A 24,050-nucleotide genomic window follows, 5' to 3' on the forward strand; every position below is an offset into this window, starting at 1 on the left:
GTCGGCGTATCGGCGCCCGACATCGGGGAGGTCGAGCTCGGCAAGCACGAGGCGCTGCTGTGGGACCCGCGGGGCGGCGGCACGCCCGTGCATTTCCGCGCGAAGGAGCCGCGCGCCGACCACAAGCGCCATCTGCGCAAATACGCGGAGGGCAGCCTGGCCCCGGAGAAGAGCTTCTATTTCCGCGGTCCCGAGGGGCGCCTGAACCTGCGCGCGCAGAACCTGACGCTGTTCGTCCAGTTATCCGAGGGCGTCGACGACGAGACTTGGCTGCATCACCTGCGCCGCGGCGACTATTCCCGCTGGTTCGCGGACAGCATCGGCGACGAGGAGCTTGCCGCCGAGGCCGGAGAGGCGGAGAACGCCGGCGGGTCGGCCGAGGACAGCCGCCGGCGCGTGCTCGACGCGGTGAACCGGCGCTATACCGCGCCGCCGTGACGCGCCGGCACGCCACGCACTTGCACTACTTCTTGCCGCGCGGCAAGGTCGCGCGATGCGCATCTGCTTCATCGGCGACAGCTTCGTGAACGGCACCGGGGACGACGCCTGCCTCGGCTGGGTCGGACGTGTGTGCGCAGCCGCCCGCGCCACCGGCCACGATCTCACCGTCTACAATCTCGGGGTCCGGCGCGACACGAGCGCCGACGTCGCCGCGCGCTGGCGGCGGGAAGCCGAGGCGAGGCTGCCGGACGGGCAGGACGGGCGGCTCGTCTTCTCGTTCGGCGCGAACGACTGCACGCCTGACGGGGCCGAGGGGGTCCGGGTGGCCGCGCCCGATGCGCTGGCGAACGCCGAGGCCGTCCTGTCTGCCGCCCGGGCCTGGCGGCCGACGCTCATGATCGGCCCCCTGCCGGTGGGCGGGCCGCCGACCGACGCGCGCATCGCCGCGCTGGCCCGCGATCTCGGCGCGCTCTGCGCGAGGCTGGACGTGCCGTACATGGACGCGTTCGCCGCGATGGCCTCGTGCGGGGCGTGGCGGCGGGAGGCCGCACAAGGCGACGGCGCCCATCCGAACGCCGGGGGATACTCGGCCCTCGCCGGCCTGATCGGCGGCTGGGCGGCCTGGCGGGCTTGGCTCGGTCCCGGATCAGGCGTGCAGGCGTGACAGGGCGTCGGCCCAGCGGATCGGCTCGGGCAGCCGGAAGCGGCCGGTCAGCGACAGGACGAGCCCGATCGCGGTCTCCAGGCCGACGCGGTGGCCGGTCGAGACGAAGACCGGGTTGACCTTCTCGCGGGTGCGCAGCACGGCGCCGATCGTCTCGCGCCGGTGGAGCAGCGGGCTCCAGTCGCCCTTTACCGGGCCGGGCTCCTCGAACCGGCCGACGAGGCGGGACTTGCCCACGCCGATCGTCGGCAGGTCGGCGAGCACGCCGACATGGCAGGCGACGCCCAGCCGGCGCGGATGCGCGGTGCCGTGGCCGTCCACCAGCAGCAGGTCCGGCCGCGTTCCCAGCAGGGCCAGCGCATCCAGCATCGAGGGCGCCTCGCGGAAGGACAGGAAGCCCGGTATGTAGGGCAGGCGGGTCGGCCGGCTCGCCAGCGCGCTGCCCACCAGCTCCATCTCCGGCATCCGGACCAGCACGGCCGCGGCCCAGGTCGTGTCGCCGTCGGCGGCGTAGTGACCGTCCAGGGCGGCCAGCAGCCTGACCTCCCCCAGCCGGTCCTCGCGCTCGACCTTGCGGGCGAGTTCGATCTGCACCGGGCGGGCGGCTTCGGGCGTGGTCGGCCACAGGGCCGGGTCGAGGGTGTCCTGCATGGCCGGTTAAACACTCCCCGGCCGGGAATGCTGCACCAGCCCGCTTGCTCAGTCCTGGCCCGGGGCCGACCGATGGATCGGGTCGACCCAGCGCACCTCCTCGACCGCCTCGGCGGCGGGGATGTCGAGGTTGACCACGACCGCCTCCTGGTCGCTGCGCACCAGCACGCATTCCAGCGGCTCGTCGCTGCTGGCGTTGATCTCCTGGTGGGGGACGAAGGGCGGCACGAAGATGAAGTCGCCCGGCCCGGCCTCGGCCACGTATTCCAGCCGCTCGCCCCAGCGCATGCGCGCCCTGCCGCGCACGACGTAGATCACGCTTTCCAGCTCGCCATGGTGATGCGCGCCGGTCTTGGCGTTGGCGTGGATCGTGACCGTCCCGGCCCACAGCTTCTGCGCGCCCGCGCGCGCGAAGTTGATGGCGGCCGCCCGGTTCATGCCCGGGCTCTGCGGGGTGTTGGCATCGAGCATGCTGCCGGGGATCACCTTGACCCCGTGCTCGCGCCAGTCCGGATGGTCATGTGCGCTTGTCATGGTCTCCTCCCCCGTGCCGTTCGTGCGTCCAGACTACCATGCCCCGAAGCCGGCCGTCCCTTCGTCATCGGCGCCGAGGCTACGTTGATCACGTCCGCCTTCCACAATAACCTGAGCGCATGATGAGGGACTGGAGGGTACCGTAGTGGTTGTGGTTCGGCCTCTCGATCTACGTGCGCTCGATCCGTTCCGGCTGGAACATAGGCGTTTCCAGCCATCCAATGCCAATCGGCCGGTGACGAGACAAAGCTACAGATTCGATGCGGCCGAGCAGGTGGAGGATTTCAGGCCCTTCGCCCGGCTTTGGACGGCCGAGAGGGAGAGAAGGCGATTTCCCGCGCTGGCCGATGTCATGGTGCTCGCGGATCGGTCTCCCGGCGTCATCGTGCATACCATAGAGACCGGATCGGAGGATCCGAACCTCTGGACCTTCTCCAGATTTGATCCGCGGGCGCGTATCGACGGCCGCGACTTCTCGGGAACGCGTATTTCGGACTATCCGGATGCGAGTTTGCGGGAGGCCGGCCTCATCGATCACACCACGGCAGCGTGGATGAACCAAGCCAGCGTCATTCGGGTCGAGCATGCGAACGCAGGCATGCCGCGTACCTATCTTCGCCTGGTCCTGCCCTTCGGAGACGGCGGCCGGAGGACGACCGGCCTGGCCTCGGTCATTCGGCTGCTTTCATTCAGAGGACCGGATCGGCGGCAGAGCAGTGGCGACGCCGACTGCGAACCGCCGGAAGATCCATGCCCGGAGCCGTCGCGGATGCCGGGAATCCGGATGCTGGCCCGCGGGCATGAAGCGGTCGCTCTCGGGATCGTCTGTAGGGACGCATTTCTGGTCGATGCCAACCAGCACTTCATGGAACTCGTTGGCCGAGCAGATTGTCTTCGTCTGGATCGAATGCGGTTGCACGCAAATTCCAGAGACCAAACCGACATTCTGCATCGTCTTATAAAGAAGCTCTGCGACGCAAAGCATCCAGCCGCGGGTTCGGTGTTGAAGATCGCAAAAAACAAAAAAGAAGGTTACCTGGTCGCGAGATTCGAGCCCCTGCTTTTCGCTTCCGGAGCCGGAACTGACGGCGCTTGCGTCGTCAGCGTCATCGATCCCATGAGAGAAATCGCTCTGCCCGTTTCGATGCTGCGGCAAGCATTCGGCTTCACCGTTGCCGAAGCTCGTGTCGCGGTCCGTCTGGTGTCGGGTGCGACGCCCGAGGAGATCGCACGGGCAGGCAACGTCTCCGTCGGCACCGTCAGGAATCAGATCAAGGCCATATTCAAGAAGGTATCGGTCAGCAGGCAGTCCGACCTGGTCAGGATTATGGCCAACCTGGCAAGTCTATCCCCGCATGTCCGATGAGCGGGCATGGGGCGGCAGTCCGTTACGGGAGGCGTGCCGCGCCCCGCCGGCGGGTGCCGGCCGGGCGCGGCGCGGTGGTCAGGAGAACGCCTGGATGCCGGTCTGCGCGCGGCCCAGGATCAGGGCGTGGATGTCGTGGGTGCCCTCGTAGGTGTTAACCGCCTCCAGGTTCATGACGTGGCGGATCACGTGGTACTCGTCGGAGATGCCGTTGCCGCCGAGCATGTCGCGTGCGGTGCGGGCGATGTCGAGCGCCTTGCCGCAGTTGTTGCGCTTCATCAGCGAGATCGCCTCCGGCGCCGCCCGGTTCTCGTCCTTCAGCCGGCCGAGCCGCAGCGCCGCGGTCAGCCCGAGCGTGATCTCGGTCTGCATGTCGGCGAGCTTCTTCTGGATGATCTGCGTCGCCGCCAGCGGCCGGCCGAACATCTTGCGCTCCAGCGTGTAGCTGCGCGCGGTGTGCCAGCAGAACTCCGCCGCCCCCATGGCGCCCCAGGAGATGCCGTAGCGCGCGTTGTTGAGGCAGCCGAACGGCCCCTTCAGCCCCTTCACGTTCGGCAGCAGGTTCTCCTCCGGCACGAACACCTCGTCCATCGCGATGCCGCCGGTCGTCGAGGCGCGCAGCGAGAACTTGCCCTCGATCTTGGGCGCGCTCAGCCCCTTCATGCCCTTCTCCAGCACGAAGCCGCGGATCGTGCCCTCGTCGTCCTTGGCCCAGACCACGAAGACGTCGGCGATCGGGGAATTGGTGATCCACTGCTTCGCGCCGCTCAGCGACCAGCCGCCCTGGACCTTGCGCGCGCGCGTCTTCATCGAGCCGGGGTCGGAGCCGGCGTCCGGCTCGGTCAGGCCGAAGCAGCCGACCAGCTCGCCGGACGCGAGGCCGGGCAGGTATTTCTGCCGCTGCTCCTCGGTGCCGTAGGCGTGGATCGGGTGCATCACGAGAGAGGACTGGACGCTCATCGCCGAGCGGTAGCCGCTGTCCACCCGCTCGACCTCGCGGGCGATCAGGCCGTAGGAGACGTAGGACACGCCGGCGCAGCCATAGCCCTCGATCGTCGGGCCGAGCAGGCCGAGCGAGCCCATCTCGCTCATGATCTCGCGGTGGAACACCTCGTGCCGGTTCGCCTCCAGCACGCGCCCCATCAGCTTGTCCTGGCAGTAGGCGCGCGCGCTGTCGCGCACCAGGCGCTCCTCCTCGCTCAGCAGGTCGTCGAGGAGGAGCGGGTCCTCCCACTGGAAATCGGCTTTGGGAAAATCAGGCTTGCTCATCGTTTCACACCCGTTCCAATACGGCGGCGACACCCTGTCCCACCCCGATGCACATGGCGACCAGCGCATAGCGCCCGCCCGTCCGCTGCAGTTGCCGCGCCGCCGTCAGCGCGAGCCGCGCCCCCGACGCGCCGAGCGGATGGCCGACCGCGATCGCGCCCCCGTTCGGGTTGACGCGCGCGTCGTCGAAGGGGACCTCCATCAGCTTCAGGCAGCCCAGCACCTGGGTCGCGAAAGCCTCGTTGATCTCGATCACGTCCATGTCGGCGAGCCGGAGCCCCGCCCGTTCCAGCGCCTTGCGGCCGGCGGGCACGGGGCCGAGGCCCATCACCCGCGGCTCGACCCCCGCGATCGCGGCCGAGACGATGCGGGCGAGCGGGGCGGCGCCCACGGCCTCGCCGGCAGCGTCCGTGCCGACCAGCAGCGCCGCCGCGCCGTCGTTGATGCCCGACGCGTTGCCGGCGGTCACGACGCCGCCCTCGAACAGGGGCTTCAGGGAGGCGAGCTTCTCGATCGTCGTGTCGGGCCGCGGATGCTCGTCCGCCGAGATGGTCTGGACCGATCCCTTGCGGCCGGGGATCTCCACCGGCGCGATCTCGCCCTCGAAGAAGCCGGCGGCGGCCGCGGCGGCGAAGCGGCGCTGGCTCTCATGGGCGAAGCGGTCGCTGTCCTCGCGCCCGATGCCCAGGTCGCGGGCGACGTTGTCCGCCGTCTCGGGCATCGTGTCGTTGCCGAAGGCGCGGACCAGGCCGGGGTTGGGGAAGCGCGACCCGATCGTGCTGTCGAAGACCCGCGCCTCGCGCGAGAACGGCGTCTCGGACTTCGCGAACACGAAGGGCGCACGGCTCATGCTCTCGACCCCGCCGGCGACGAACAGCGCGCCCTGGCCGGCGGCGGCGGCCCGGGCGGCGTCCAGCACGGCCGACAGCCCGCTGCCGCACAGCCGGTTGACCGTGATGCCGCCGGCGTCCGACGGCAGGCCGGCCAGCAGTGCCGCGTGCCGGGCGACGTTGCGGCTGTCCTCTCCCGCCTGGTTGGTGCAGCCGGCGACCACGTCCTCGATCTGCGCCGGGTCGAAGGGGCTGCGCGCCATCAGCCGGCGGATCACGTGGGCGAGCAGGTCGTCCGGGCGGACGGCCGAAAGCGCCCCGGCATGTCGGCCGAAGGGGGTGCGGAGCCCGTCGTAGATGTAAGCGTCCATGGAGCCGTTCATCCTTCGGGAGAAAGCAGGGAGAGGCCAAGCCGCGCCCGGCGCGAGAGCCAGAGGCTCGGACGGTAGCGCGGGTCGCCGGTGGCGTCGAGCAGCGCGCCGAGCACGCGCAGCAGCCGGTGCGGGCCGATCGCGTCGCCCCAGGCCAGCGGGCCGAGCGGATAGCCGAGGCCCAGCCGGACCGCGTCGTCGACGTCCTCGGGCGAGGCGATGCGCTGCTGGGCGATCTCGCACGCGATGTTGACGATGGTGGCCAGCGTGCGCTGGGCGACGAAGCCGGGGCTGTCGTGGATCAGCGAGACCGGCGTGCCGTCCGCCGCCGCCAGCGTCGCGGCCGTGTCGCGGAACGCCGCCGCGGTCGCGGGCGTCGTCATCAGCACACGGCGCGCCGATGTCCCGAACGGCGGCCCGGACAGCGTCCCGGACAGCAGGTCGATCGCGACCGTGCGCGCCGGGTCGGCGCCCAGCGCCAGGGCCGTCGTCGTCGCGTCGCGGCCGAGCGGCGCCACCAGGCACAGCGAGCCGGCCGCGGGGACCTCGCCGGGGTCGAGCTGCCAGCCGGCGCCGTCGACGATCCCGGCCAGATCGTCGCGCCAGCCCGGCTCGTCGGCCGCGATCCATACGGGCCGCCTCTCTCCCTGCGGAAGGGCCGGTGCCGGCAGGGGAACCTGCCTGCCGCCCTCGTAGGCGTAGAAGCCGCGGCCCGCCTTGCGCCCGAGCAGGCCGGCCGTCAGGCGCTGGCGCAGCACGTGGGAAGGCCGGAAGCGGGGCTCGTGGTAGAACTGGCCGTAGACCGATTCCATGACGGGATGCGAGACGTCGAGCCCGGTCAGGTCCAGCAGCTCGAACGGGCCCATGCGGAAGCCCGCCGCGTCGCGCAGGATGCGGTCGATCTCGTCGAAGGAGGCGATGCCGTCCTGGAGGATGCGCAAAGCCTCCGTGCCGAAGCCGCGCCCGGCATGGTTCACGATGAAGCCCGGCGTGTCGGCCGCGCGCACCGGCCGGTGGCCCATGCGCCGGGCGAGTCCGGTCAGCGCGTCGCCGGTCCGGGGATCGGTCAGCACGCCGTCGATGACCTCGACCACCTTCATCAGCGGCACGGGATTGAAGAAGTGGAAGCCGCCGACCCGGCCTGGCCGGGCACAGCCGGAAGCGATCGCCGTCACCGACAGCGAGGAGGTGTTGGTCGCGAGCAGGCAGTCCTCGCCGACGATCGGCTCCAGCCGCGCGAACAGGGCGCGCTTGGCTTCCAGGTCCTCGACGATCGCCTCGACGACGACGTGGCAGCCGGCGAGCGCGGCCTCCCCGTCCACCGGGCGCAGCCGGGCCTTGGCCGCCTCGGCGGCGCCGCGCTCCATGCGGTCCTTGCCGGCCAGCATGTCGAAGGTGGCGGCGATGCCGGCGCGCGCGTCCTCGGCCGCACCCGGCCTGGCATCGAGCAGCAGCACGCCGATGCCGGCGGCCACCGCGATCTGGGCGATGCCCCGGCCCATGGTGCCGGTGCCGACGATTCCCAGGACGAGGTCGGATCGGTTCGCGTCCGGCATGTCAGCGGCCCTCGTAGCTGGGCTTGCGCTTCTCGAGGAAGGCGTGCATCCCCTCCTTCTGGTCGCGCGAGGCGAACAGGAGCTGGAAGGCCTTGCGCTCCAGCAGCAACGCCGCCGACAGCGGCGCGTCCTGGCCGGCGAGCAGAACCTCCTTGATCTGCCGGACCGCGAGCGGGGGCATGCGCGCGACCTTGCGGGCGAGTTCGATCGCGCGGGGCAGGACGTCGGCGTCCGGGACGACCTCGCTGACCAGCCCCATCGCGTCGGCCTCGCGTGCCGGGACCGGCTCGCCCGTCAGCACCATCCTCATCGCCTTGAACTTGCCGACCGCCCGGGTCAGCCGCTGGGTGCCGCCGGCGCCGGGCATGATCCCGACCCGGATCTCGGGCTGGCCGAACCTGGCGCCCTCGCCGGCGACGATCATGTCGGCGTGCATCGCCAGCTCGCAGCCGCCGCCGAGCGCGTAGCCGTTCACCGCCGCGATCACCGGCACAGGGCAGTCCGCGATCGCCTGCCACAGCAGGTGGGTGTTGCGCTGCATCATCTCGATCGCGCCGGCATCCGCCATCTCGCCCAGGTCGGCGCCGGCCGCGAAACAGTCCTCGCTGCCGGCGATGACCACCGCGCGCACGCCCGCGTCCGCGGCCAGGGCCCGGAAGTGATCGGCAAGCTGCGTGCGGACCGCCATGTTCAGCGCGTTGCGGGCCTCGGGACGGTTGATGCGCAGCACCGCCACGCCGTCCTCGGGCCGTTCGAGCAGGACCTCCGACACCACCGTTCCTCCTGATGATTTCGCTGTGCGAAATTGCGTTTCGCAGGATTGACGGCGAGCTTAAGCCGAGCCTATCGTCTTGGCAATCCCGCAACGGAGCGTATCCGGCATGACCTCCATCGACGACGCGGCCGGCGCCGGCATGACATCCACCGGCGGGGCGCCCAACGGTGAGGCGCCCAGTGGTGAGGCGCCCGACGTCGAGGCGGCCGAGCAACTCGCCGCCGACGAGGTCAAGGACCGCCAGTTCGTCGTGGCGCTGGCCCGCGGGCTGGAGGTGCTGCGTGCCTTCACCCCGGCCGAGCCGCTGCTCGGCAACCAGGAGATCGCGCAGCGCGCCGGCCTGCCCAAGCCCACGGTGTCGCGGCTGACCCACACGCTGACCCGGCTCGGCTACCTCGTCCATGTCGAGCGGCTGGGCAAGTACCAGCTCGGCACGCCGGTGCTCTCGCTGGGATACGCGGCGCTGGCGAACATGGGTATCCGCCAGGTCGCCCGGCCGTTCATGCAGGAACTGGCCGACCATGCCGGCGCGTCGGTGTCCGTCGGCAGCCGCGACCGTCTGACCATGGTCTATCTCGAGCATTGCCGCTCGGATGCCGCGGTGACGCTGCGCCTCGAGATCGGCTCGCGCATCCCGATCTCGACGACCGCGATGGGCCGGGCCCTGCTGGCGGCGCTGCCGGAGGCCGAGCGGCGCTACCTGATGGCGCATTTCGCCCGCCGCGACCCCGAGAACTGGCCGGCCGTGCGCGCCGGGATCGAGCGGGCGGTGGAGGACTACCGCACGCGCGGCTTCACGATCGGGGTCGGCGACTGGCATCGCGAAGTCCATGCGGTGGGCGTGCCGCTGATCCCGCCCGACGGGTCGGGCATCCTCGCCTTCAACTGCGGCGGGCCGGCCTTCCTGCTGCCGCCCGACCGGCTGGAGCGCGACATCGGCCCGCGCCTCGTCAACCTCGTCCGCAACGTCGAGGCGGCGCTGACGCGGCGCTGACCTCGCAACCAGGGAGCCCCCGGTCATGGCCCTCGACCAGGAAACCTTCGGCCAGCTTCTGGCCACCGTCGAGCGCTTCGTGCGCGAGCGGCTCGTGCCCAGCGAGGAGCGCGTGGCCGAGGAGGACGCGATCCCGCCCGACATCGTCGCGGAGATGCGCCGGCTGGGCCTGTTCGGCATGTCCTGCCCGCAGGAATACGGCGGCCTCGGCCTGACCATGAGCGAGGAGGTGCAGGTCGCCTTCGCGCTCGGCGGCACCTCGCCGGCGTTCCGCTCGCTGGTCGGCACCAACAACGGCATCGGCTCGCAAGGCATCGTCATCGACGGCACCGACGGGCAGCGGCGGGAATACCTGCCGCGCCTCGCGTCCGGCGAGCTGATCGGCGCCTTCGCCCTGACCGAGCCGGACAGCGGCTCGGACGCGGCGAGCCTGCGCGCCTCTGCGCGCCGGGACGGCGACCATTACGTGCTGAACGGCACGAAGCGCTTCATCACCAATGCGCCCGAGGCGGGGCTGTTCACGGTGATGGCGCGCACGAACCCCGAGGAGAAGGGGGCGGCCGGCATCTCGGCCTTCCTGGTCGAGGCGGGCACGCCGGGCCTGCGCATCGGCCCGAACGACCGCAAGATGGGCCAGAAGGGCGCGCACACCGCCGACGTGATCCTGGAGGACTGCCGGGTGCCGGCCTCGGCGCTGCTGGGCGGGCGCGAGGGGCAGGGCTTCAAGACCGCGATGAAGGTGCTCGACCGCGCGCGCCTCCATATCTCGGCAGTCTGCGTCGGCGTCGCCGAGCGCCTCGTGCGCGACAGCCTGCGCTACGCGATGGAGCGCGTGCAGTTCGGCAAGCCGATCGCGGAGTTCCAGCTCGTCCAGGCGATGCTGGCCGACAGCCGGACCGAAGCCTACGCGGCGCGCTGCATGGTGATGGACGCGGCGCGCCGGCGCGACGAAGGCCTCAACGTCTCGACCGAGGCATCGTGCTGCAAGCTGTTCGCGAGCGAGATGGTCGGCCGGGTCGCCGACCGGGCGGTGCAGATCTTCGGCGGCGCCGGCTACGTCGCCGATTACGGGGTCGAGCGCTTCTACCGCGACGTCCGGCTGTTCCGCCTCTACGAGGGCACGTCCCAGATCCAGCAGATCCTGATCGCGCGCAACATGGTCCGGGAGGCCGGCTGAGATGGGTGGGGACGGCCTGCTCGGCACGGAGCGGCGGAGCGGCTTCCAGGACCTCGTCGGCTATCGGCTGGCCGCCTGGGAGGAAGGCGGCGCGGTGCTGGAGCTCGAGGTCGGGCCGCAGCACCTCAACCGCGCCGGCGTGCTCCACGGCGGCGTGCTGTCGACCCTGCTGGACACGGTGATGGGGTTCGCCGGCACCTTCTGCCCCCATCCCGGGCGCAAGCGCACCACCGTGACCCTGTCGCTGACGACCTCCTTCACCGGCCAGTGCTCGTCCGGAACGGTGCGGGCCAGCGCCCGCGTCGCCGGCGGCGGCACCCGCGTCTACGCCTGCACCGGAGAGGTGAGGGGGCCCGACGGCACCGTGCTCGCCGTCGGCCAGGGCACGTTCCGCTATCGCACCGGCAGCGAGGACCCGCACGGCGTGCCGGCGTGAACTCCGTTCAGTCGGCAGCCGGCAGTCGCCCGGCTAGTCCGCCGCCGCCGGCCGCGCTTCTCCGCGTTCCAGCATGTCGGGAAACGGCTCGCCCTCCTCCACGAACACCAGCGAGACCGAGTTGATGCAGTAACGCAGGCCCGTCGGCGGCGGGCCGTCGGGGAAGACGTGGCCGTGATGGCCGCCGCACCGCGCGCACTGGATCTCGGTCCGCACCATGCCGTAGCTGGTGTCGTTCTCCATCCGGAGATGGGCGGGGTCGAAGGGTGCGGTGAAGCTGGGCCATCCGGTGCCGGACTCGAACTTCTCGCCCGAACGGAACAGCGGCAGGCCGCACAGCCGGCAGCAATAGGCGCCGGGGACGTGGTTGTCGAGCAGCGTGCCGCAATAGGGTGCCTCCGTCCCGTGCTCGAGCAGCACCTCGCGCTCCTCGCGCGTCAGGCGGGCGGCCAGCTCGCGCTGCCGGTCGGGAGAGGGCGGAGTCAGGTCGAAGCCGGCGGATGAGCGGGTCGTCATGGTCACCTCCCTGTCGCGGCGCCCGGCTTCAGCCGGTCCGAGTAGGTCTTCTTCAGCTTCTCGACCTTGGGGGTCGACACCGCGCGGATATAGGGCTGGCTCGGGTTCCGCGCCGCGTAGTCGTGGTGGTAGTCCTCGGCCGGGTAGAGCCGGTCCAGCCGCTCCAGGCGGGTCGCGATCGGCGCGTCGAAGATGCGGGCCGCGTCGAGCTGGCGGATATAGGCCTCGGCGACGCGGCGCTCTTCCTCGCTCGTGTGGAAGACCGCCGAGCGGTACTGCGTGCCGAGATCCGCGCCCTGCCCGTCGACCTGGGTCGGATCGTGCGCGACCGAGAAGAAGACCTTCAGGATCTGGCCGTAGGTGATCCTGGCCGGGTCGTACGTGACCTCGATGACTTCCGCATGCCCGGTGCGCCCGGTGCATACGGTCTGGTAGTCGGCCGTGTCGGAGGAGCCTCCGGCATAGCCGGGGCGGACCGCCGTCACGCCGTCGAGCAGCCTGAACACGGCCTCCGTGCACCAGAAGCATCCGCCGGCGAGCACCAGGGCCGCCGAGGGCGCCTCCTGCCGCAGATCCTCGACGGGATCCGGGAACTCGCGTGGATCGATCCGCAGGGACAAGGTGGACCTCCTCGATCTCCGAAAGCGGCCGCCGGTTCGCTATCCGATGGACGGCCGCCCATCAATATAGGGATCGGGATTGCCTTGGCCATGGCGGTGCGTCGATCCGGGGCCGCGCCCCGGTGCGTCGAGGCCCAGTGGCCTTGAAGGCCGGTACGGGAAGCGGTACATGCTGTGATGAAGCGGTGGAGTCCCTGATGGACGAGTGCGATCGGGTTGAACGCCGGATACAGGGTCTCGCACGGTCGCCGCGGGTCAGCGCGGAGGCGGTCAACGATCGTGCGAAGCTGATGATGCACCGGCTGGTGGCAAGGCGTCTGGCAGTGGAGCCGGCCCTGATCGACCGTGCTCGCGATGCGCTTCGCAGTGGGTCCAGGGACCGCCCGAAGCTGGCCTGCATGCTGGAATGGGAACGGCTGCTCGGCCTGGACCCCGGCGTGTTGCGGCGGCGTCTCACCGAGAGGTCGGAAGAGATGGAGCGGCTGCGGCTCAGCTCTCCCTTCGCCGCCGTAGCCGGGTTTCAGGAACCCGATATTCGCCGACGCATCTGGAGCAAGGCGCGCCGGGGGCTGATGCCAGGTGCCTGACGTCCGGACGCTTGCCGACCTGCAGTGCCGTCCACCTCCTGACGTGGAGGCGGCGGCGCTGCATTTCCCGGATGGCTTGGCAGCATCCGGGCCATGAGCCTTTCGCGGACCTATAGCCGCTTGCGCCACTTCAGGCCGGCCGCGAGTTCCGGGTCCGCGCCCTCCACGTGGCCGGGCTCCAGGGAGAGAAGGGCGCCGGCCTCCAGCTCGGACCGGCCGGTGAGCGGCAGGCGCCAGCCGAGCTGCAGGTCGAGCTGCTCGCCCGACGGGGCGAGCGAGACCCGCTCGCTCTCGCGCACCACCTGACCGTCGAGGGTACGGGCGACCGGCACGTCCAGCAGCGCGTCGCCCGCGGCGACCCGGAGCGGGCGGGTCACCGCCGCCGTCATCCGGTCGCCCGGCGCGAGCACGCCGGAGGCCGAGACGCCGAGCGTCCAGGTCTCCGACCGCAGGTCCGAGACTGAGCGGACGAGGCCGTCGCCGATCCGCGTTCCCTCCGTCAGGCCGAACGACCAGGACCCGAACAGGTCGACGCCCGCCACCGGCATCGTCGCGTGCAGGCCCACGAAGCGCGTGTCGACGCGGCTGCCGTCGGTCTCGAAGCCGGCGCTGCCCGTCGTGTCAAGGATCGAGCCGTATTCCGTCAGGCCGCCGACCGAGACGCCGGCCCGCCCGGCGCCCAGCGGCGCGGTAAGTTCCGCCTGCCAGGCGGTGCGCCGGTTCGCCTCGCGCCCGTCATGGGCCGTCCGGCCGTCTCCCTCGGCGATGCCGAAGCGCAGCGAGGCCGGGCCGGCGTCGATGCCGTCCAGCACGATGCTGCTGCCGTCCCCGGCCAGCGACAGCCACGGCGATTCGATCGCGTCGCCCGCGATCAGCCTGCCGGTGCCGAGGTGTTCCTCTGCCGAGATGCCGAAGCGGTGGCCCGCCGCCAGCCCCCTGGCGATCGTGACGCTCGACCCGCCGAGATCGGCGGTGAAGGCGGCGGCCCGCCGGCCGGCCGGGCCGGCCGGATCGTCGGCGAGCCGTTCGTCCCGGGCCTGCTCGATCAGGCTCACCCGCCCACCGGCCGGGCCGGCGCCATGAACCATGAGGGGCGGCGTCCCGGCGCCGAGCCAGCCGGCGATGTCCCTGACCGCCGGGCGCGCCGCGGCGAGGCCCGACAGGTCGAGGCGGTAGGGGCGCTGGTACTCGTCCAGGACCATGATGCGCGACAGGGCCGCGCTGCGCGACAGCGCGTCGCCGACCGCGCCGCCCACCGCCAGCGTCGTGGCCGCGAGCGCGTCCGCGGCCCCGTCCACTGCTTCGCCGGCAGGGATGACGGTCTCGCCGAGCGGGGCGAGGGCCGCCTCCAGGTTCAGCATGCCACGGCCGTAGACGGCATCGGTGCCCGGCTCGCCCAGGTCGGTGGCGCTGCGCAGCAGGATGTCGACGATCTGCGCGCCGGTCAGGTTGGGGAAGGCCTCGCGGAGCAGCGCCGCGGCGCCGGAGACGTGCGGGGCGGCGAACGACGTGCCGCTCCATAGAGCCGAGCGGCCCTGCGCGTCGATCGCCCGGATCAGCTCGCCCGGCGCGACCAGATAGAACTGCCGTGCGCTGCCGGCGCGGTTGCTGAAGTCGGAGATGGTCCCGTTCGCATCGACGGAGCCGACGACGACGCCGGCACCCTGCGCCGCGGGAGAGGCGAACCACAGGCCCAGGCCGGCCGGCTCGGCGTCGCCGCCGTTGCCGGCGGCCGCCACCAGCACCGCCCCCGCCCGTGCGGCGCCCGCCAGCGCCGAGGAAAGGTCACCCGCCGGGGCGACGCCGCCCAGGGAGAAGTTCAGCACGTCGGCGCCGTGCGCCGTCGCCCGCCGGGTCGCGGCGGCGAGGTCGGACTGGTAGTGGAGCCCGGTCGACCGGCCGTCTGCGCCCGCCGCGTCGGTCCGCAGCGCCATGATCCGGGCGTCGAAGGCGACGCCGTGCGTCTTCGTATCGTTGCGCCGTGCCCCGATCACGGCGGCGACGCCGGTGCCGTGGCCGCGCTCGTCCGCGAGCGGGGCGCCCGCGCGCGCCGCCACCATGTCGGCGGAGGCGGGATGCAGCGCGCCGGCGAATTCAGGGTCCGTCGCCCGGATGCCGGAATCGATCACCGCAACGGTGCGCCCGAGCCCGGTGACGCCGTGGGCGTAGGCGGCTCCGGCCCCGATCCGGTCGAGCGCCGTGCTCGTGCGATATTCGCTGGTGTCGTAGGCGATGGGGACCCGCAGCGCCGTGGCACCCGGCGGCGCGGACGTCGTCGTCGGGCCGGGATTCGCCGCACCCGTGCCGCCGCCGGTGCAGGCGGACAGCGGCACGAGGGCGACCAGGGCCGCAGCGAGCCGGCGGTTGCGGCGGGAAAGGACAGGCACGGTAGGGGCTTTGCGCATCGATGATCCGGCCGCTGTTTGCTGTGGCGTCTCGGATCATGGTTAATGCGATATTAAGGTTAACGAGCGGTTAATAATAGGGAAGATGCCTCTGCTGACCGGTCGGACGCCCGGAACCATGCGCGCTGGCGCCATGTTGGATTCGATCGAACAGACGAGGAACCGACATGACGGACAGGAACTCCCGGGAAGATCGCCCCGAGGCGGCTCCGGAACGGGTCGCCGTCTACGACCGCCCGAACCGTCCCGCCCAGCCTACCAGCACCACCGGCACCACGGGCACTGCCCGGCCCGTCGGCCGCGGCACGTCGGCCGCCGCCGGCTGGCTGGTCCCGGCAGCGGTGGTGCTGCTGCTGATCGTGGCCCTGCTGTGGTGGCTGTGAGCCGCGGCCGGGGTTGGAGATCGAAGACGAGGAGACAAGGATGAACGAGAAGACCCTGGTCGCTCTCTACGACGACGCGGCGGCCGCCTATCGCGCGGTCGACGAGTTGGAGGGTTCGGGCATCGCGCGCGAACGCACCCGGGTGGTCAGCGGCGCCGCCGACGCCGTTCCTCCGGGGGAGGGCTTCAACGCCCAGACGGGCGTGGGCGCCGTCGAGGAGAGCCGCGGCTTCGGCGTGCCCGGCACCGACCTGCACGCGCTCACCGACCTGGGCGTTCCCGAACAGGACGCCCAGGTCTATGCCGAAGGGGTTCGGCGCGGCGGCTCGCTGCTGATAGTGGAACTGGACGCCGGGCAGGTCGAGCGCGCGCTCGACGTCCTGGCCCGGCACGGCCGCGTCGATGCCGCGGAGCGCGGGCGCATGTACCGGGACGAGGACCGGGCCGGCCTCGGCGCCGCGGCCACCGCGATGCGCGGCGCGGACGCGGCGCCCGGCCCGTCGGATCCCGAGCATCCCAGGATCGACCCGGTCGCCGAGCAGCGGGCCAGGAGCCACGGGCCGGACTGAGGAAGGGCGCGCCGCGCAGCGGCGGGAAGGACGGGGGATGCGTCACGTCCCCCACATTTCCCGGAGGCGGTCGTACCGTTCGGCGAGATGGGCGGCGCGGTCGGCATGGGTGCCGCGGACCGCCTCGACGCCGTGCCGCTCGTAGAGGTCGAGCGACAGCGCGCTGTGGACCAGCCCGATATGGGTGAATCCCTGGGGGAGGTTGCCGAGAAACGTCCCGTCCGCCGCCATCTGCTCGGGATAGAGGCCGAGGTCGTTCGACAGGGCCATCAGCTCCTCGAACTGGCTGCGCGCCTCCTCCCCGCGGTCGAGATGGAGCAGCGCGTCCACCAGCCAGAAGCAGCAGATCAGGAACGCGCCCTCCCGGCCCGCCAGCCCGTCGTCGGTGCGGTAGCGGCGTATCAGTGGCCCGCCGTCCCCCAAGCCAAGGTCCCGCCGGACCCGGTCGACGGTCCTGGAGACGACGGCGTCGTCGAGCGGCAGCCCGTGCATCGGCGCCACCAGGAGTGCTGCATCCGTCTCCTCGCCGTCCAGGATCTGCGTCAGGTGGCCGTCGGCATGGATGCCGCGGCTGCGGATCGTCTCCAGGACGCCGTCGCGGGCGCGGCACCATTCCTCCCGTTCGCCGAGCAGCCGGACCGCGCGGTCCAGGCCGACCCAGGCGAGGATCGCGCTGTGGGTGTGCCGGCGCGGCGGCAGCCTGGGTTCCCAGATGCCGGCGTCGGGCTCCTCCCAGTGCCCGGCGATGAACGTCGCGAGCGCTTCGACGACGCGCTCCGTTTCCCGGTCGAGCGTTCCGCCCATGCGCTTCATCACGTAGGCGAGGTCGATGACCTGGCCGTAGACGTCGAGCTGATGCTGCTCGACGGCCTCGTTGCCCGAGCGGACCGGGCGGCTGCCGCGATAGCCGGCGGCATCTTCATGGATGCGCTCCTCCCTGCCGGCCCCGCCCCCGACCGCGTAGAGCGGCAGGACCCGCGGCAACGTCTCCTCGCAAGCGCCCACCAGGAAGCGCAGGAAATCCCGGGCCTCGTCGGCATGCCCCATCTTCAGGATCGAGAACAGCGTCAGCACCGCATCGCGCAGCCAGCAGAAGCGGTAGTCCCATGTCCGCGCGGTGCCGATCCCCTCGGGCAGGGAGGTCGTCGGCGCGGCGACGATCGCGCCGGTCGGGGCGTAGGTCAGCAGCTTCAGCACCAGCGCGCTGCGGAGCACGGCTTCACGGTGGGGACCGTCGTACGAGGTCGCCGAACTCCATCCGCGCCAGTATCGGACGGTGCTGGCGAGCATCGTGTCGGCGCGGTCGCGGGGGAGCGGGCCCGGCAGGCCCCCCGGCGCCAGCACGGCCGTGCGCCTTTCGCCTGCCGCGACATCGAAGACGCCCGCGACGCGGCCGTCTCCGCCCTCCAGCGGCAGGTCCGCGAACAGGGACGGAAGCCCGTCCGAGCGCCAGGCCCGGTCCTCGAGGCCGAGTGCGGCTGGCCGCATCTCCAGGCCGTCCCGGACCGGCTGGTACCACAGGCGCATCGCGACCCGCCCGGTTTCGCCCTCGACGATGCGGACCACCCATCCGGCCGGCCCGATCGCGGTGAAGTCGGTCGTCCCCTGGGGCGCCTCGCTTCTCAAGGGCATGAAGTCGATCAGCTTCACCCGGCCCGACGTGGTTTCGAACGTGGTCTCGAGGACGTTCGTCTCGGGCAGGTAGCGGCGGCGTGCCCGGGCGGCCTCCACGGGTCGGATCTCGAAGCAGCCGCCCCGCCGGCGGTCGAGGAGCCGCGCGCAGACCGGAGCGGCGTCGAAGCGATCGAAGCAGCACCAGTCGATGCTGCCGTCGATGCCGACCAGCGCGCTGCCGTGGCAGTCCCCGATCAGGCCGTAGTCGCGCAGCGGCAGGTCCGGGCGCCCCGACCCCTCCAGGACGCGCAATGCAGGCAGTTCGACCTGCTGCCGCGGCGCTCGCATCCCGTTCATCGCCCTACTCGTCGCGCTGGCCGTCCGCCGGCGCCGCTTCGACGAGGAGCAGCGTGTCGTCTTCCGTCAGGCGCAGCCGCTCCACCGGGACGCTCGTGCGGCTTCCGTCGAGCCCGCCGGTCGCGACCATGGCGGTCGTACCGGTCCGCGTCCGCTCGACGGACGTGATCTCGCCCACCCGCCGGCCGGCGCCGTCGACGACTTCCATGCCTTCCAGCGTGCCGATGCCGCGTTCGCGCAACGCCTCGTCGATGCCGGCACCGACATGCGAGGCGCCCGACGCGATCACCTCTCCCGCCCGCCGGAGCGCCGGCATCGCGGTCTCCGCGAGCCGCTCGGCTCCGGTGCCGATCGCCTCGCCGGCCTCCAGCAGCGCCTCGCCGGCCGCTTCCGCGGTCCGTTCGGCAGAGGGGTCGGCAGAGGGGTCGGCAGAGGGGTCGGATCGTGCCGGCGAAGCGGCCAGCAAGGCGATCGCCAGGGCGGCCGGCAGGGCCTTCCCCAGCGGCATCGAAGCGCGGACGCGCGTACGGTCGACCAAGATTCCCTCCCAGCGTTGAACCCGGAACAACAGGGGGGACGGCTTCCCGTTTCGCGGACATATGGACGCGGCGGGCGTCAGCGCGCCGTCCACAGCTCCCTTGCGGTGCGCAGCGCGTCCTCGGGGCTGGTGCCCGGCCGCGCGGTCGCGAGCGCAATCGCCGCCGTGCCCAGCACGGACGCCTCGCCGACGGGGTCCTCCGCCTCGCGTCGCCACACCGCCAGCAGGTGGTCGGGCGAGGCCGGCTCCGGCCGTTCGCCGCGGCCGCTGCCCAGCAGCGGCGGCCACTCCAGGTCGGACCACGCCTCGCCGTGCTGGAGGCGCACGGTGCACGCCTTCAGCGGGTTGCGCTCCGCCTCGCCGCGCCCGCCCTTGAACACCGAGGAGCGCGGCTGGCCCAGCGCCGCGGCGGCGCGGGCGTGCAGGTCCAGGTAGGGTGGGTGGAACACGCCCTGGATCACCGCCGGCGCCGCCGCGGGGTTCACCAGCTTCAGCAGGCTGTTGACCGGCGTGCGCAGGCCGAGCAGCGGCCTCATCCCCATCAACCGGTCGAGGGCCGGCGCCATGAACCGGAGCGGCACATAGGCGAAGCCAGCGTCGCGCAGATGGGCGGCCGCCTCCGAGGGGCCGGTCGCCGTCGGCAGGCCGAGCCGGGCCGCGATCGCCTCCGCCGAGCGGGGATTGTCGGGCGGCTGGACGCCGTGCATCAGCACCCGGACGCCGGCGCGGGCGAGGAGGAGCGCCGACAGCAGGAACCATGGCGCTCCGCGCGAAGGGCCGGTCGCGTAGCTCGGCCAGTCGAGGTCGGCGGCCGAAGGTCCGCCGAGGGGCGGCCAGCCGTGATGGTTGCGCGCCGCCTCGACGAAACCGGCGAGCTCTTCCGGCGTTTCGCCGCGGTAGCGCAGCAGCAGCAGGAAGGCGCCGACCTGCAGGTCCTCGGCCCGGCGTTCCAGGATCGCCGCGAAGGCGTCGCGTGCCTCCTGCCGGTCGAGCGCGCGGCCGCGGCCCGGCCCCTTGCCGACGATGCGCAGCCAGTTTGCGAAGGGATGCTCGCCGCTGCCGGTCCCGTCCTCGTCCACGGATGCTCCTCGCGTCTCGTTCGCGCCCTCCGGCGCATGCCGGGCGGCAGCCTGACACGGGGCGGGGCCGGCGGCCAAGCGCCGCGGCATGGATCGGTCCTCGTGCTGTTGGCGCTTCAGGCTAACCGAGGGAGGAGACGGCATGGGCCGTTTGCAGGGATCGACGGTGGTGGTGACCGGCGCGTCGAGCGGCATAGGGCGGGCGACCGCGATCGAGTTCGCGCGGCGCGGGGCGCGGGTGGTCCTGGCGGCGCGCCGGCCGGAGCCGCTGTGGCGGGCGGCCCGGGCCTGCGCGGCGGAGGGCGGCGAGGCGCTCGCCCTGCCGACCGACGTCACCGACGCCGAGGCGGTCGAGCAGCTCGCGCGCACGGCGGTCGAGACCTTCGGTTCGATCGACGTCTGGGTGAACAATGCCGGGGTGGGGCTGTTCGGCCGTTTCTGGGACGCGCCGGTCGAGGTCCACCGCCGGGTCGTCGAGACGAACCTCTTCGGCGCGATGCATGGCGCGCACGCCGCCGTCCCCTGGTTCCTGGTCCAGGAGCGGGGCGTGCTGATCAATACGGCCTCGCTCGGCTCGTTCCTCGCCACACCCTACGCGGACGCTTACTCGGCTTCGAAGTTCGGGGTGCATGGCTTCACGCAGAGCCTGCGGGCGTCGCTGCGCCACTGGCCCGGCATCCATGTCTGCGCGGTCTATCCCTCGGTGGCGGACACGCCGGGCTTCGCGCATGGCGCCAACTACACGGGGCGCCGCCTGGTGCCGCCGCCGGTGATGATCCGGCCCGAGCGCGTCGCCCGCAGGATCGCCGACCTGGCCGAACGTCCGCGGCCGAGCGCGCTGATCGGTGTGCAGGCCGTGCTCGCGCGCCTCGCCGGCGCCGTGGCGCCCCGGTTCGCGGCGGCACTCCAGGCGGCGTGGTTCGACCTCTATCTGGCACGCGCAGAAGCCGGCCCGGTCACGGACGGCAACGTCCTGGCGCCGGTGGCGGAGGGTACGGGGACGACGGGCGGCTGGCGCCATCGGCGCAGGCCGATGCGGGCGGCGCTGATCGCCGCGGGGATCGGGGCGGTGGGCATGGGGGCCGCGGGTGCCTTGGCCCGCATGGGCGCCCCGGGTGCCTCGGGCCGTGCCGATGGCCCGGTCCGCCGCGGGGACGCGGCGGCGGTCCCCGTCAGTCGCCCGATGCCGGGGCGGGTCGGCGCCGGCTGAAGCGGAACAGGGCCCACAGCGCGATCAGGAAAAGTCCCAGCATCACGACCCCCAGGCCGGTCGCGAGATCGCCCAGGACGTGCTGGAGCGCCGCTCCCGCGAGGTAGCCGGCACCTGCGAAGGTAAAGGCCCACAGGCCGGCGGCGATGAAGTTGAGGCCGGCGAAGCGGCCCCAGCCGATCGGGCTCATGCCCATCGCGAAGGAACTGACGTTGCGAACGCCGTAGACGAAGCGGAAGGTCAGGATGAAGCCGGTGTTGTAGCGCGCGAGCAGGGACAAGGCCTTGTCGACGCCGCCCTTCAGGCGCGGGAACCGCCGCAGCATGCGCGCGCCGTAGCGCCGCCCGACCAGGAAATAGAACTGGTCGCCGCAGAAGCTTCCGATCCAGGCGCAGGCGATCAGGGTCGGCAGGTCGAGTATCCCCTCGCGCGCCGCCGCGCCCGAGAAGATCACGAACGTCTCGCCCTCGAGGAAGGTCCACGCGAATACGATGGCGTAGTAGAGATCCCCATACTCGCGGATCAGGTCCATCAACTCCAAGACGGAGATCTCCCCTCGACGGCCGGACTCTGCGCCCGGTTCCAGTCTACAGCCCGGGGCCGGCCATAGATAGGGAGCAGACACGGGATTGCCGACTCCGGGCTCGACGCGAAAGAAGGGGGTTGTCCGAAAGGTTTGGTTAACTCGCGCCAAACCATCATCGGTGGGGTCAGCCTCAGCAAGGGACCCGCCGATCGTCATGCGACCGATGAGACCGATCCCGGCCATGGTCGAGGGGGCCGTGAAAGCGGCGAGAGGGGCCCTCCTGGCCGTCCTCCTGATCCTCCTCCCGGCCGTTTCCGGTGCCGCCGTGCCCGGGGCCGCGGGCGAGATGCGGCTGGTTCCGGGGTTCGAGCAGGCGATGGCCGGCCCGCGAGCCGCCAAGGGCGCGGTGATCTGGAGCCACGGCCGCTCGCTCGAGGTGGAGGATTCCACGGCGTCGACCCCGGCATGGCTCGCCGGCCTGCGCGACGCCGGCTGGGACGTGTGGCGCTTCGAGCGGCCGTCGCTGTCGGACTCGCTGCCCGGAAGCTCGCAGGTCCTGGCCGGCTGGGTCGGCGAACTGCGCCGGCGGGGGTACCGGCACGTCGTGCTCGCCGGCCAGTCCTTCGGCGCGTTCCTGTCGCTGATGGCGGCTTCCGCGGTCGAGGGCGTGGACGCGGTCGTCGCGACCGCGCCGGCGGCCTTCGGCGACTTCTCCGATTCGCACGCGACCTGGCGACTGAACGCGTCCCGGCTCTATCCGCTGGTCGAGAACGTGCGCACGCCGCGGGTCATGATGTTCTTCTTCCACGGCGACGAGTTCGATCCCGGTGGGCGGGCGGAGCGCGTCGAGGCGATCCTGGCCCGGCGCGGGCTCGATCACCTCGTCGTCGACCAGCCGGCCGACCTGCCGGGGCACGGCGCCGCCAACACCGGATTGTTCGTCCGCCGCTTCGGCGCCTGCATCGCGGAGTTCCTCGACCCGGCCCGCCGCACGGCGGCCCGGCCGTGCGAGCAGCCCTGGGGGCGGGCTCCCAGCGCGCAGATGGCGTCGGTGCAGGGCGGCTCGGCGGGCAATGCCGGCGGCGAGCCCCGCTCGCCCTTCGCCGGCCGCTGGTACGGCTTCTACGTCAACGGCCGGGAAGTCCTGCTGACCGTCCAGCCGGTCTCCGGTGGTTCCGTCGCGGCGACCTACGCGATCGGGCCGGGGGTGGTTCCAGGGCAGGAGCCTGAGACCGCCGCCCGCAAGGGCCGGCAGTCGGGAAGTGAACTCGTGTTCGACGAACCGGGTCTCAACCGCCTCCAATACCGGCTGCGTGCCGACGGCAGGCTCGCGGGGACTTGGCGAGCCGCCGACGGTACGAGCGAACTGCGCATCCTCATGCATCGGATCGACTGAAGGCGACTGGTGCCGTGCCCCCTACACTTCGCCAGGGGGAGCACCCCGAAAGTGACGAGGTGGTTTACACGGCTTGCTACTATCGATATCGTCCGCAATACGGTGCAAAACCATCCGGAGCGACGGGTGTGATCTGTCCCAGCCGCATCCGCCCGTACGGAAGACCTTGTCTGGGAGTCGGCACGAACGTTTTAGACGAAAAATTGCCACAGTCACGCCCCGCTGGGCATGCCCTGCCGGGCCTCGGACTATCGGTTTGGGGAGGAAACGCGCACTCATGAAAAATGCATCCACCGATCGAACCATCGATACAGCCGGATACTGGCAAAAGACGAAGGGGCTGATGCTGATTTGCATGGCCGTATGGTTCATCTTCAGTTTCGGCATCCACTTCTTCGTCGAATCCCTCAACGAGATCGTGATCCTGGGCTTCCCGCTCGGCTTCTACATGGCCGCGCAGGGATCCCTCATCGTCTTCGTGGCGCTGATCTTCTGGTTCGCGAAGCGGCAGAACGACATCGACGCCGAATTCGGCGTCGACGAGCAGGAGTGAGGACGTCGTTATGCAAGGCGATTTCACCAGCAATCTCGGCCGGATCTACTCGATCTACACGGGTGGGTTCATCGGCTTCGTGATCCTCCTCGCGATCTTGGAATACGTGGGCGTACCGAACCAGATCATCGGTTACCTGTTCGTGTTCTTCACGATCGCGGTCTATGCCGGCATCGGCATCCTGTCGCGCACGATGCAGGTCAGCGAGTACTACGTCGCCGGCCGGCGGGTGCCGGCGGTCTACAACGGCATGGCGACCGCCGCCGACTGGATGAGTGCCGCGAGCTTCATCGGCATGGCCGGCACGCTCTACTCGCTCGGCTACGACGGCCTCGCCTTCGTGCTGGGCTGGACCGGCGGCTACGTCCTGGTCGCGGTGCTGATCGCGCCCTATCTGCGCAAGTTCGGCGCCTACACCGTGCCCGACTTCCTGGGCGCGCGCTACGGCGGCAACTTCGCCCGCCTGATCGGCGTCGTGATCCTGTTCGCCTGCTCCTTCGCCTACATCGTGGCGCAGGTGACCGGCACCGGCCTCATCGCCTCGCGCTTCCTCGGCATCCAGTTCGAGGTCGCGGTCTTCGTCGGCCTGATCGGCATCCTGGTCTGCTCCATGCTCGGCGGCATGCGCGCGGTG

General features: G+C 71.5%; 26 protein-coding genes. 13 read left to right on the forward strand and 13 right to left on the reverse strand.

Going from position 1 to position 24,050, the window contains the following annotated elements; all coding sequences use genetic code 11:
• Together VGO20_RS09825 and VGO20_RS09830 are read left to right on the forward strand one after the other, a co-directional pair.
• Positions 1 to 438: hypothetical protein (locus tag VGO20_RS09825; protein WP_327502151.1), on the forward strand; the 438-nt coding region annotated here is incomplete at its 5' end.
• Positions 439 to 493: 55 nt separating this feature from the next.
• The gene (locus VGO20_RS09830) at positions 494 to 1,105 is read left to right on the forward strand and encodes a GDSL-type esterase/lipase family protein (RefSeq protein ID WP_327502152.1); all 612 of its coding nucleotides are present in this window, start codon (positions 494 to 496) and stop codon (positions 1,103 to 1,105) included.
• Here VGO20_RS09830 and nfi read toward each other — a convergent pair.
• Both nfi and VGO20_RS09840 read right to left on the reverse strand, forming a co-directional pair.
• Entirely contained in the window at positions 1,088 to 1,756 is a 669-nt protein-coding gene (nfi, locus tag VGO20_RS09835) for a deoxyribonuclease V (protein ID WP_327502153.1), read from the reverse strand. The two genes, VGO20_RS09830 and nfi, sit on opposite strands and share 18 nt — an antisense overlap.
• A 48-nt stretch (positions 1,757 to 1,804) precedes the next feature.
• Complete coding sequence (locus tag VGO20_RS09840) at positions 1,805 to 2,290, reverse strand: cupin domain-containing protein (RefSeq protein ID WP_327502154.1); 486 nt, start codon at positions 2,288 to 2,290, stop codon at positions 1,805 to 1,807.
• Between the two features lie 145 nt (positions 2,291 to 2,435).
• Here VGO20_RS09840 and VGO20_RS09845 point away from each other — a divergent pair, with 145 nt between their 5' ends.
• Positions 2,436 to 3,656, forward strand: coding sequence for a helix-turn-helix transcriptional regulator (locus VGO20_RS09845; protein WP_327502155.1), 1,221 nt, complete (start codon positions 2,436 to 2,438; stop codon positions 3,654 to 3,656).
• Positions 3,657 to 3,734: 78 nt separating this feature from the next.
• On the opposite strand, the gene VGO20_RS09850 is transcribed toward VGO20_RS09845, so the two are convergent.
• Genes VGO20_RS09850 through VGO20_RS09865 form a run of 4 tightly spaced genes read right to left on the reverse strand, consistent with a single transcriptional unit; the run spans position 3,735 to position 8,454 of the window.
• Positions 3,735 to 4,925, reverse strand: a complete 1,191-nt coding sequence (locus VGO20_RS09850) for an acyl-CoA dehydrogenase (protein WP_327502156.1) — start codon at positions 4,923 to 4,925, stop codon at positions 3,735 to 3,737.
• Positions 4,926 to 4,929: 4 nt separating this feature from the next.
• Complete coding sequence (locus tag VGO20_RS09855) at positions 4,930 to 6,126, reverse strand: 3-oxoadipyl-CoA thiolase (RefSeq protein ID WP_327502157.1); 1,197 nt, start codon at positions 6,124 to 6,126, stop codon at positions 4,930 to 4,932.
• Positions 6,127 to 6,134: 8 nt separating this feature from the next.
• Entirely contained in the window at positions 6,135 to 7,682 is a 1,548-nt protein-coding gene (locus tag VGO20_RS09860; protein WP_327502158.1) for a 3-hydroxyacyl-CoA dehydrogenase, read from the reverse strand.
• Between the two features lies 1 nt (position 7,683).
• Entirely contained in the window at positions 7,684 to 8,454 is a 771-nt protein-coding gene (locus VGO20_RS09865; protein ID WP_327502159.1) for an enoyl-CoA hydratase, read from the reverse strand.
• A 109-nt stretch (positions 8,455 to 8,563) separates the two neighbouring features.
• Between VGO20_RS09865 and VGO20_RS09870 the strand changes: the two genes are divergently transcribed.
• The 3 genes from VGO20_RS09870 to VGO20_RS09880 are packed head-to-tail and all read left to right on the forward strand — an operon-like array spanning position 8,564 to position 11,064.
• Positions 8,564 to 9,451 carry an IclR family transcriptional regulator gene (locus VGO20_RS09870; RefSeq protein WP_327502160.1) on the forward strand — a complete coding sequence of 296 codons (888 nt, stop codon included), beginning with the start codon at positions 8,564 to 8,566 and terminating at the stop codon, positions 9,449 to 9,451.
• 25 nt (positions 9,452 to 9,476) lie between these two features.
• Positions 9,477 to 10,628, forward strand: a complete 1,152-nt coding sequence (locus VGO20_RS09875) for an acyl-CoA dehydrogenase family protein (RefSeq protein ID WP_327502161.1) — start codon at positions 9,477 to 9,479, stop codon at positions 10,626 to 10,628.
• 1 nt (position 10,629) lies between these two features.
• A complete protein-coding gene (locus VGO20_RS09880) occupies positions 10,630 to 11,064 on the forward strand; it encodes a PaaI family thioesterase (RefSeq protein WP_327502162.1) in 435 nt (144 codons plus the stop codon).
• 33 nt (positions 11,065 to 11,097) lie between these two features.
• Here the strand turns inward: VGO20_RS09880 and msrB are convergent, their stop codons facing one another.
• Both msrB and msrA read right to left on the reverse strand, forming a co-directional pair.
• Positions 11,098 to 11,580, reverse strand: a complete 483-nt coding sequence (gene msrB, locus VGO20_RS09885) for a peptide-methionine (R)-S-oxide reductase MsrB (RefSeq protein WP_327502163.1) — start codon at positions 11,578 to 11,580, stop codon at positions 11,098 to 11,100.
• 2 nt (positions 11,581 to 11,582) lie between these two features.
• Positions 11,583 to 12,200: a peptide-methionine (S)-S-oxide reductase MsrA gene (msrA, locus tag VGO20_RS09890; protein ID WP_327502164.1), complete on the reverse strand. Its 618-nt coding sequence runs from the start codon at positions 12,198 to 12,200 to the stop codon at positions 11,583 to 11,585.
• Positions 12,201 to 12,397: 197 nt separating this feature from the next.
• Between msrA and VGO20_RS09895 the strand changes: the two genes are divergently transcribed.
• A complete protein-coding gene (locus VGO20_RS09895; RefSeq protein WP_327502165.1) occupies positions 12,398 to 12,787 on the forward strand; it encodes a hypothetical protein in 390 nt (129 codons plus the stop codon).
• A gap of 110 nt (positions 12,788 to 12,897) precedes the next feature.
• Here VGO20_RS09895 and VGO20_RS09900 read toward each other — a convergent pair whose 3' ends face one another.
• Positions 12,898 to 15,174 carry a S8 family peptidase gene (locus VGO20_RS09900; RefSeq protein ID WP_327502166.1) on the reverse strand — a complete coding sequence of 759 codons (2,277 nt, stop codon included), beginning with the start codon at positions 15,172 to 15,174 and terminating at the stop codon, positions 12,898 to 12,900.
• A 185-nt stretch (positions 15,175 to 15,359) separates the two neighbouring features.
• Between VGO20_RS09900 and VGO20_RS09905 the strand changes: the two genes are divergently transcribed.
• Together VGO20_RS09905 and VGO20_RS09910 are read left to right on the forward strand one after the other, a co-directional pair.
• Entirely contained in the window at positions 15,360 to 15,575 is a 216-nt protein-coding gene (locus tag VGO20_RS09905) for a hypothetical protein (RefSeq protein WP_327502167.1), read from the forward strand.
• Between the two features lie 40 nt (positions 15,576 to 15,615).
• Positions 15,616 to 16,143 carry a hypothetical protein gene (locus VGO20_RS09910; protein ID WP_327502168.1) on the forward strand — a complete coding sequence of 176 codons (528 nt, stop codon included), beginning with the start codon at positions 15,616 to 15,618 and terminating at the stop codon, positions 16,141 to 16,143.
• A 42-nt stretch (positions 16,144 to 16,185) separates the two neighbouring features.
• Here the strand turns inward: VGO20_RS09910 and VGO20_RS09915 are convergent, their stop codons facing one another.
• The 3 genes from VGO20_RS09915 to VGO20_RS09925 form a co-directional block, all read right to left on the reverse strand.
• A complete protein-coding gene (locus VGO20_RS09915; protein WP_327502169.1) occupies positions 16,186 to 18,114 on the reverse strand; it encodes a glycoside hydrolase family 15 protein in 1,929 nt (642 codons plus the stop codon).
• A 4-nt stretch (positions 18,115 to 18,118) separates the two neighbouring features.
• Positions 18,119 to 18,652 carry a PRC-barrel domain-containing protein gene (locus VGO20_RS09920; protein WP_327502170.1) on the reverse strand — a complete coding sequence of 178 codons (534 nt, stop codon included), beginning with the start codon at positions 18,650 to 18,652 and terminating at the stop codon, positions 18,119 to 18,121.
• Positions 18,653 to 18,729: 77 nt separating this feature from the next.
• Positions 18,730 to 19,731: a glycosyl transferase family protein gene (locus VGO20_RS09925; protein WP_327502172.1), complete on the reverse strand. Its 1,002-nt coding sequence runs from the start codon at positions 19,729 to 19,731 to the stop codon at positions 18,730 to 18,732.
• A gap of 142 nt (positions 19,732 to 19,873) precedes the next feature.
• Here VGO20_RS09925 and VGO20_RS09930 point away from each other — a divergent pair, with 142 nt between their 5' ends.
• A complete protein-coding gene (locus tag VGO20_RS09930; protein WP_327502173.1) occupies positions 19,874 to 20,941 on the forward strand; it encodes an SDR family oxidoreductase in 1,068 nt (355 codons plus the stop codon).
• On the opposite strand, the gene VGO20_RS09935 is transcribed toward VGO20_RS09930, so the two are convergent.
• Entirely contained in the window at positions 20,904 to 21,473 is a 570-nt protein-coding gene (locus VGO20_RS09935) for a DedA family protein (protein WP_327502176.1), read from the reverse strand. The genes VGO20_RS09930 and VGO20_RS09935 overlap by 38 nt on opposite strands.
• 208 nt (positions 21,474 to 21,681) lie before the next feature.
• Here VGO20_RS09935 and VGO20_RS09940 point away from each other — a divergent pair, with 208 nt between their 5' ends.
• From VGO20_RS09940 to VGO20_RS09950, 3 genes are all read left to right on the forward strand, one after another.
• On the forward strand, positions 21,682 to 22,863 hold the full coding sequence (locus VGO20_RS09940; RefSeq protein WP_327502174.1) for an alpha/beta hydrolase: 1,182 nt from the start codon (positions 21,682 to 21,684) through the stop codon (positions 22,861 to 22,863).
• Positions 22,864 to 23,140: 277 nt separating this feature from the next.
• Entirely contained in the window at positions 23,141 to 23,416 is a 276-nt protein-coding gene (locus VGO20_RS09945) for a DUF4212 domain-containing protein (protein WP_327502175.1), read from the forward strand.
• Between the two features lie 10 nt (positions 23,417 to 23,426).
• Positions 23,427 to 24,050, forward strand: a 624-nt coding sequence (locus VGO20_RS09950) for a sodium:solute symporter family transporter (RefSeq protein ID WP_414639790.1), incomplete at its 3' end; no start/stop codon positions are given.

This window comes from Arenibaculum sp. (assembly GCF_035998295.1).
Taxonomy (GTDB): domain Bacteria; phylum Pseudomonadota; class Alphaproteobacteria; order Azospirillales; family Azospirillaceae; genus DASYHS01.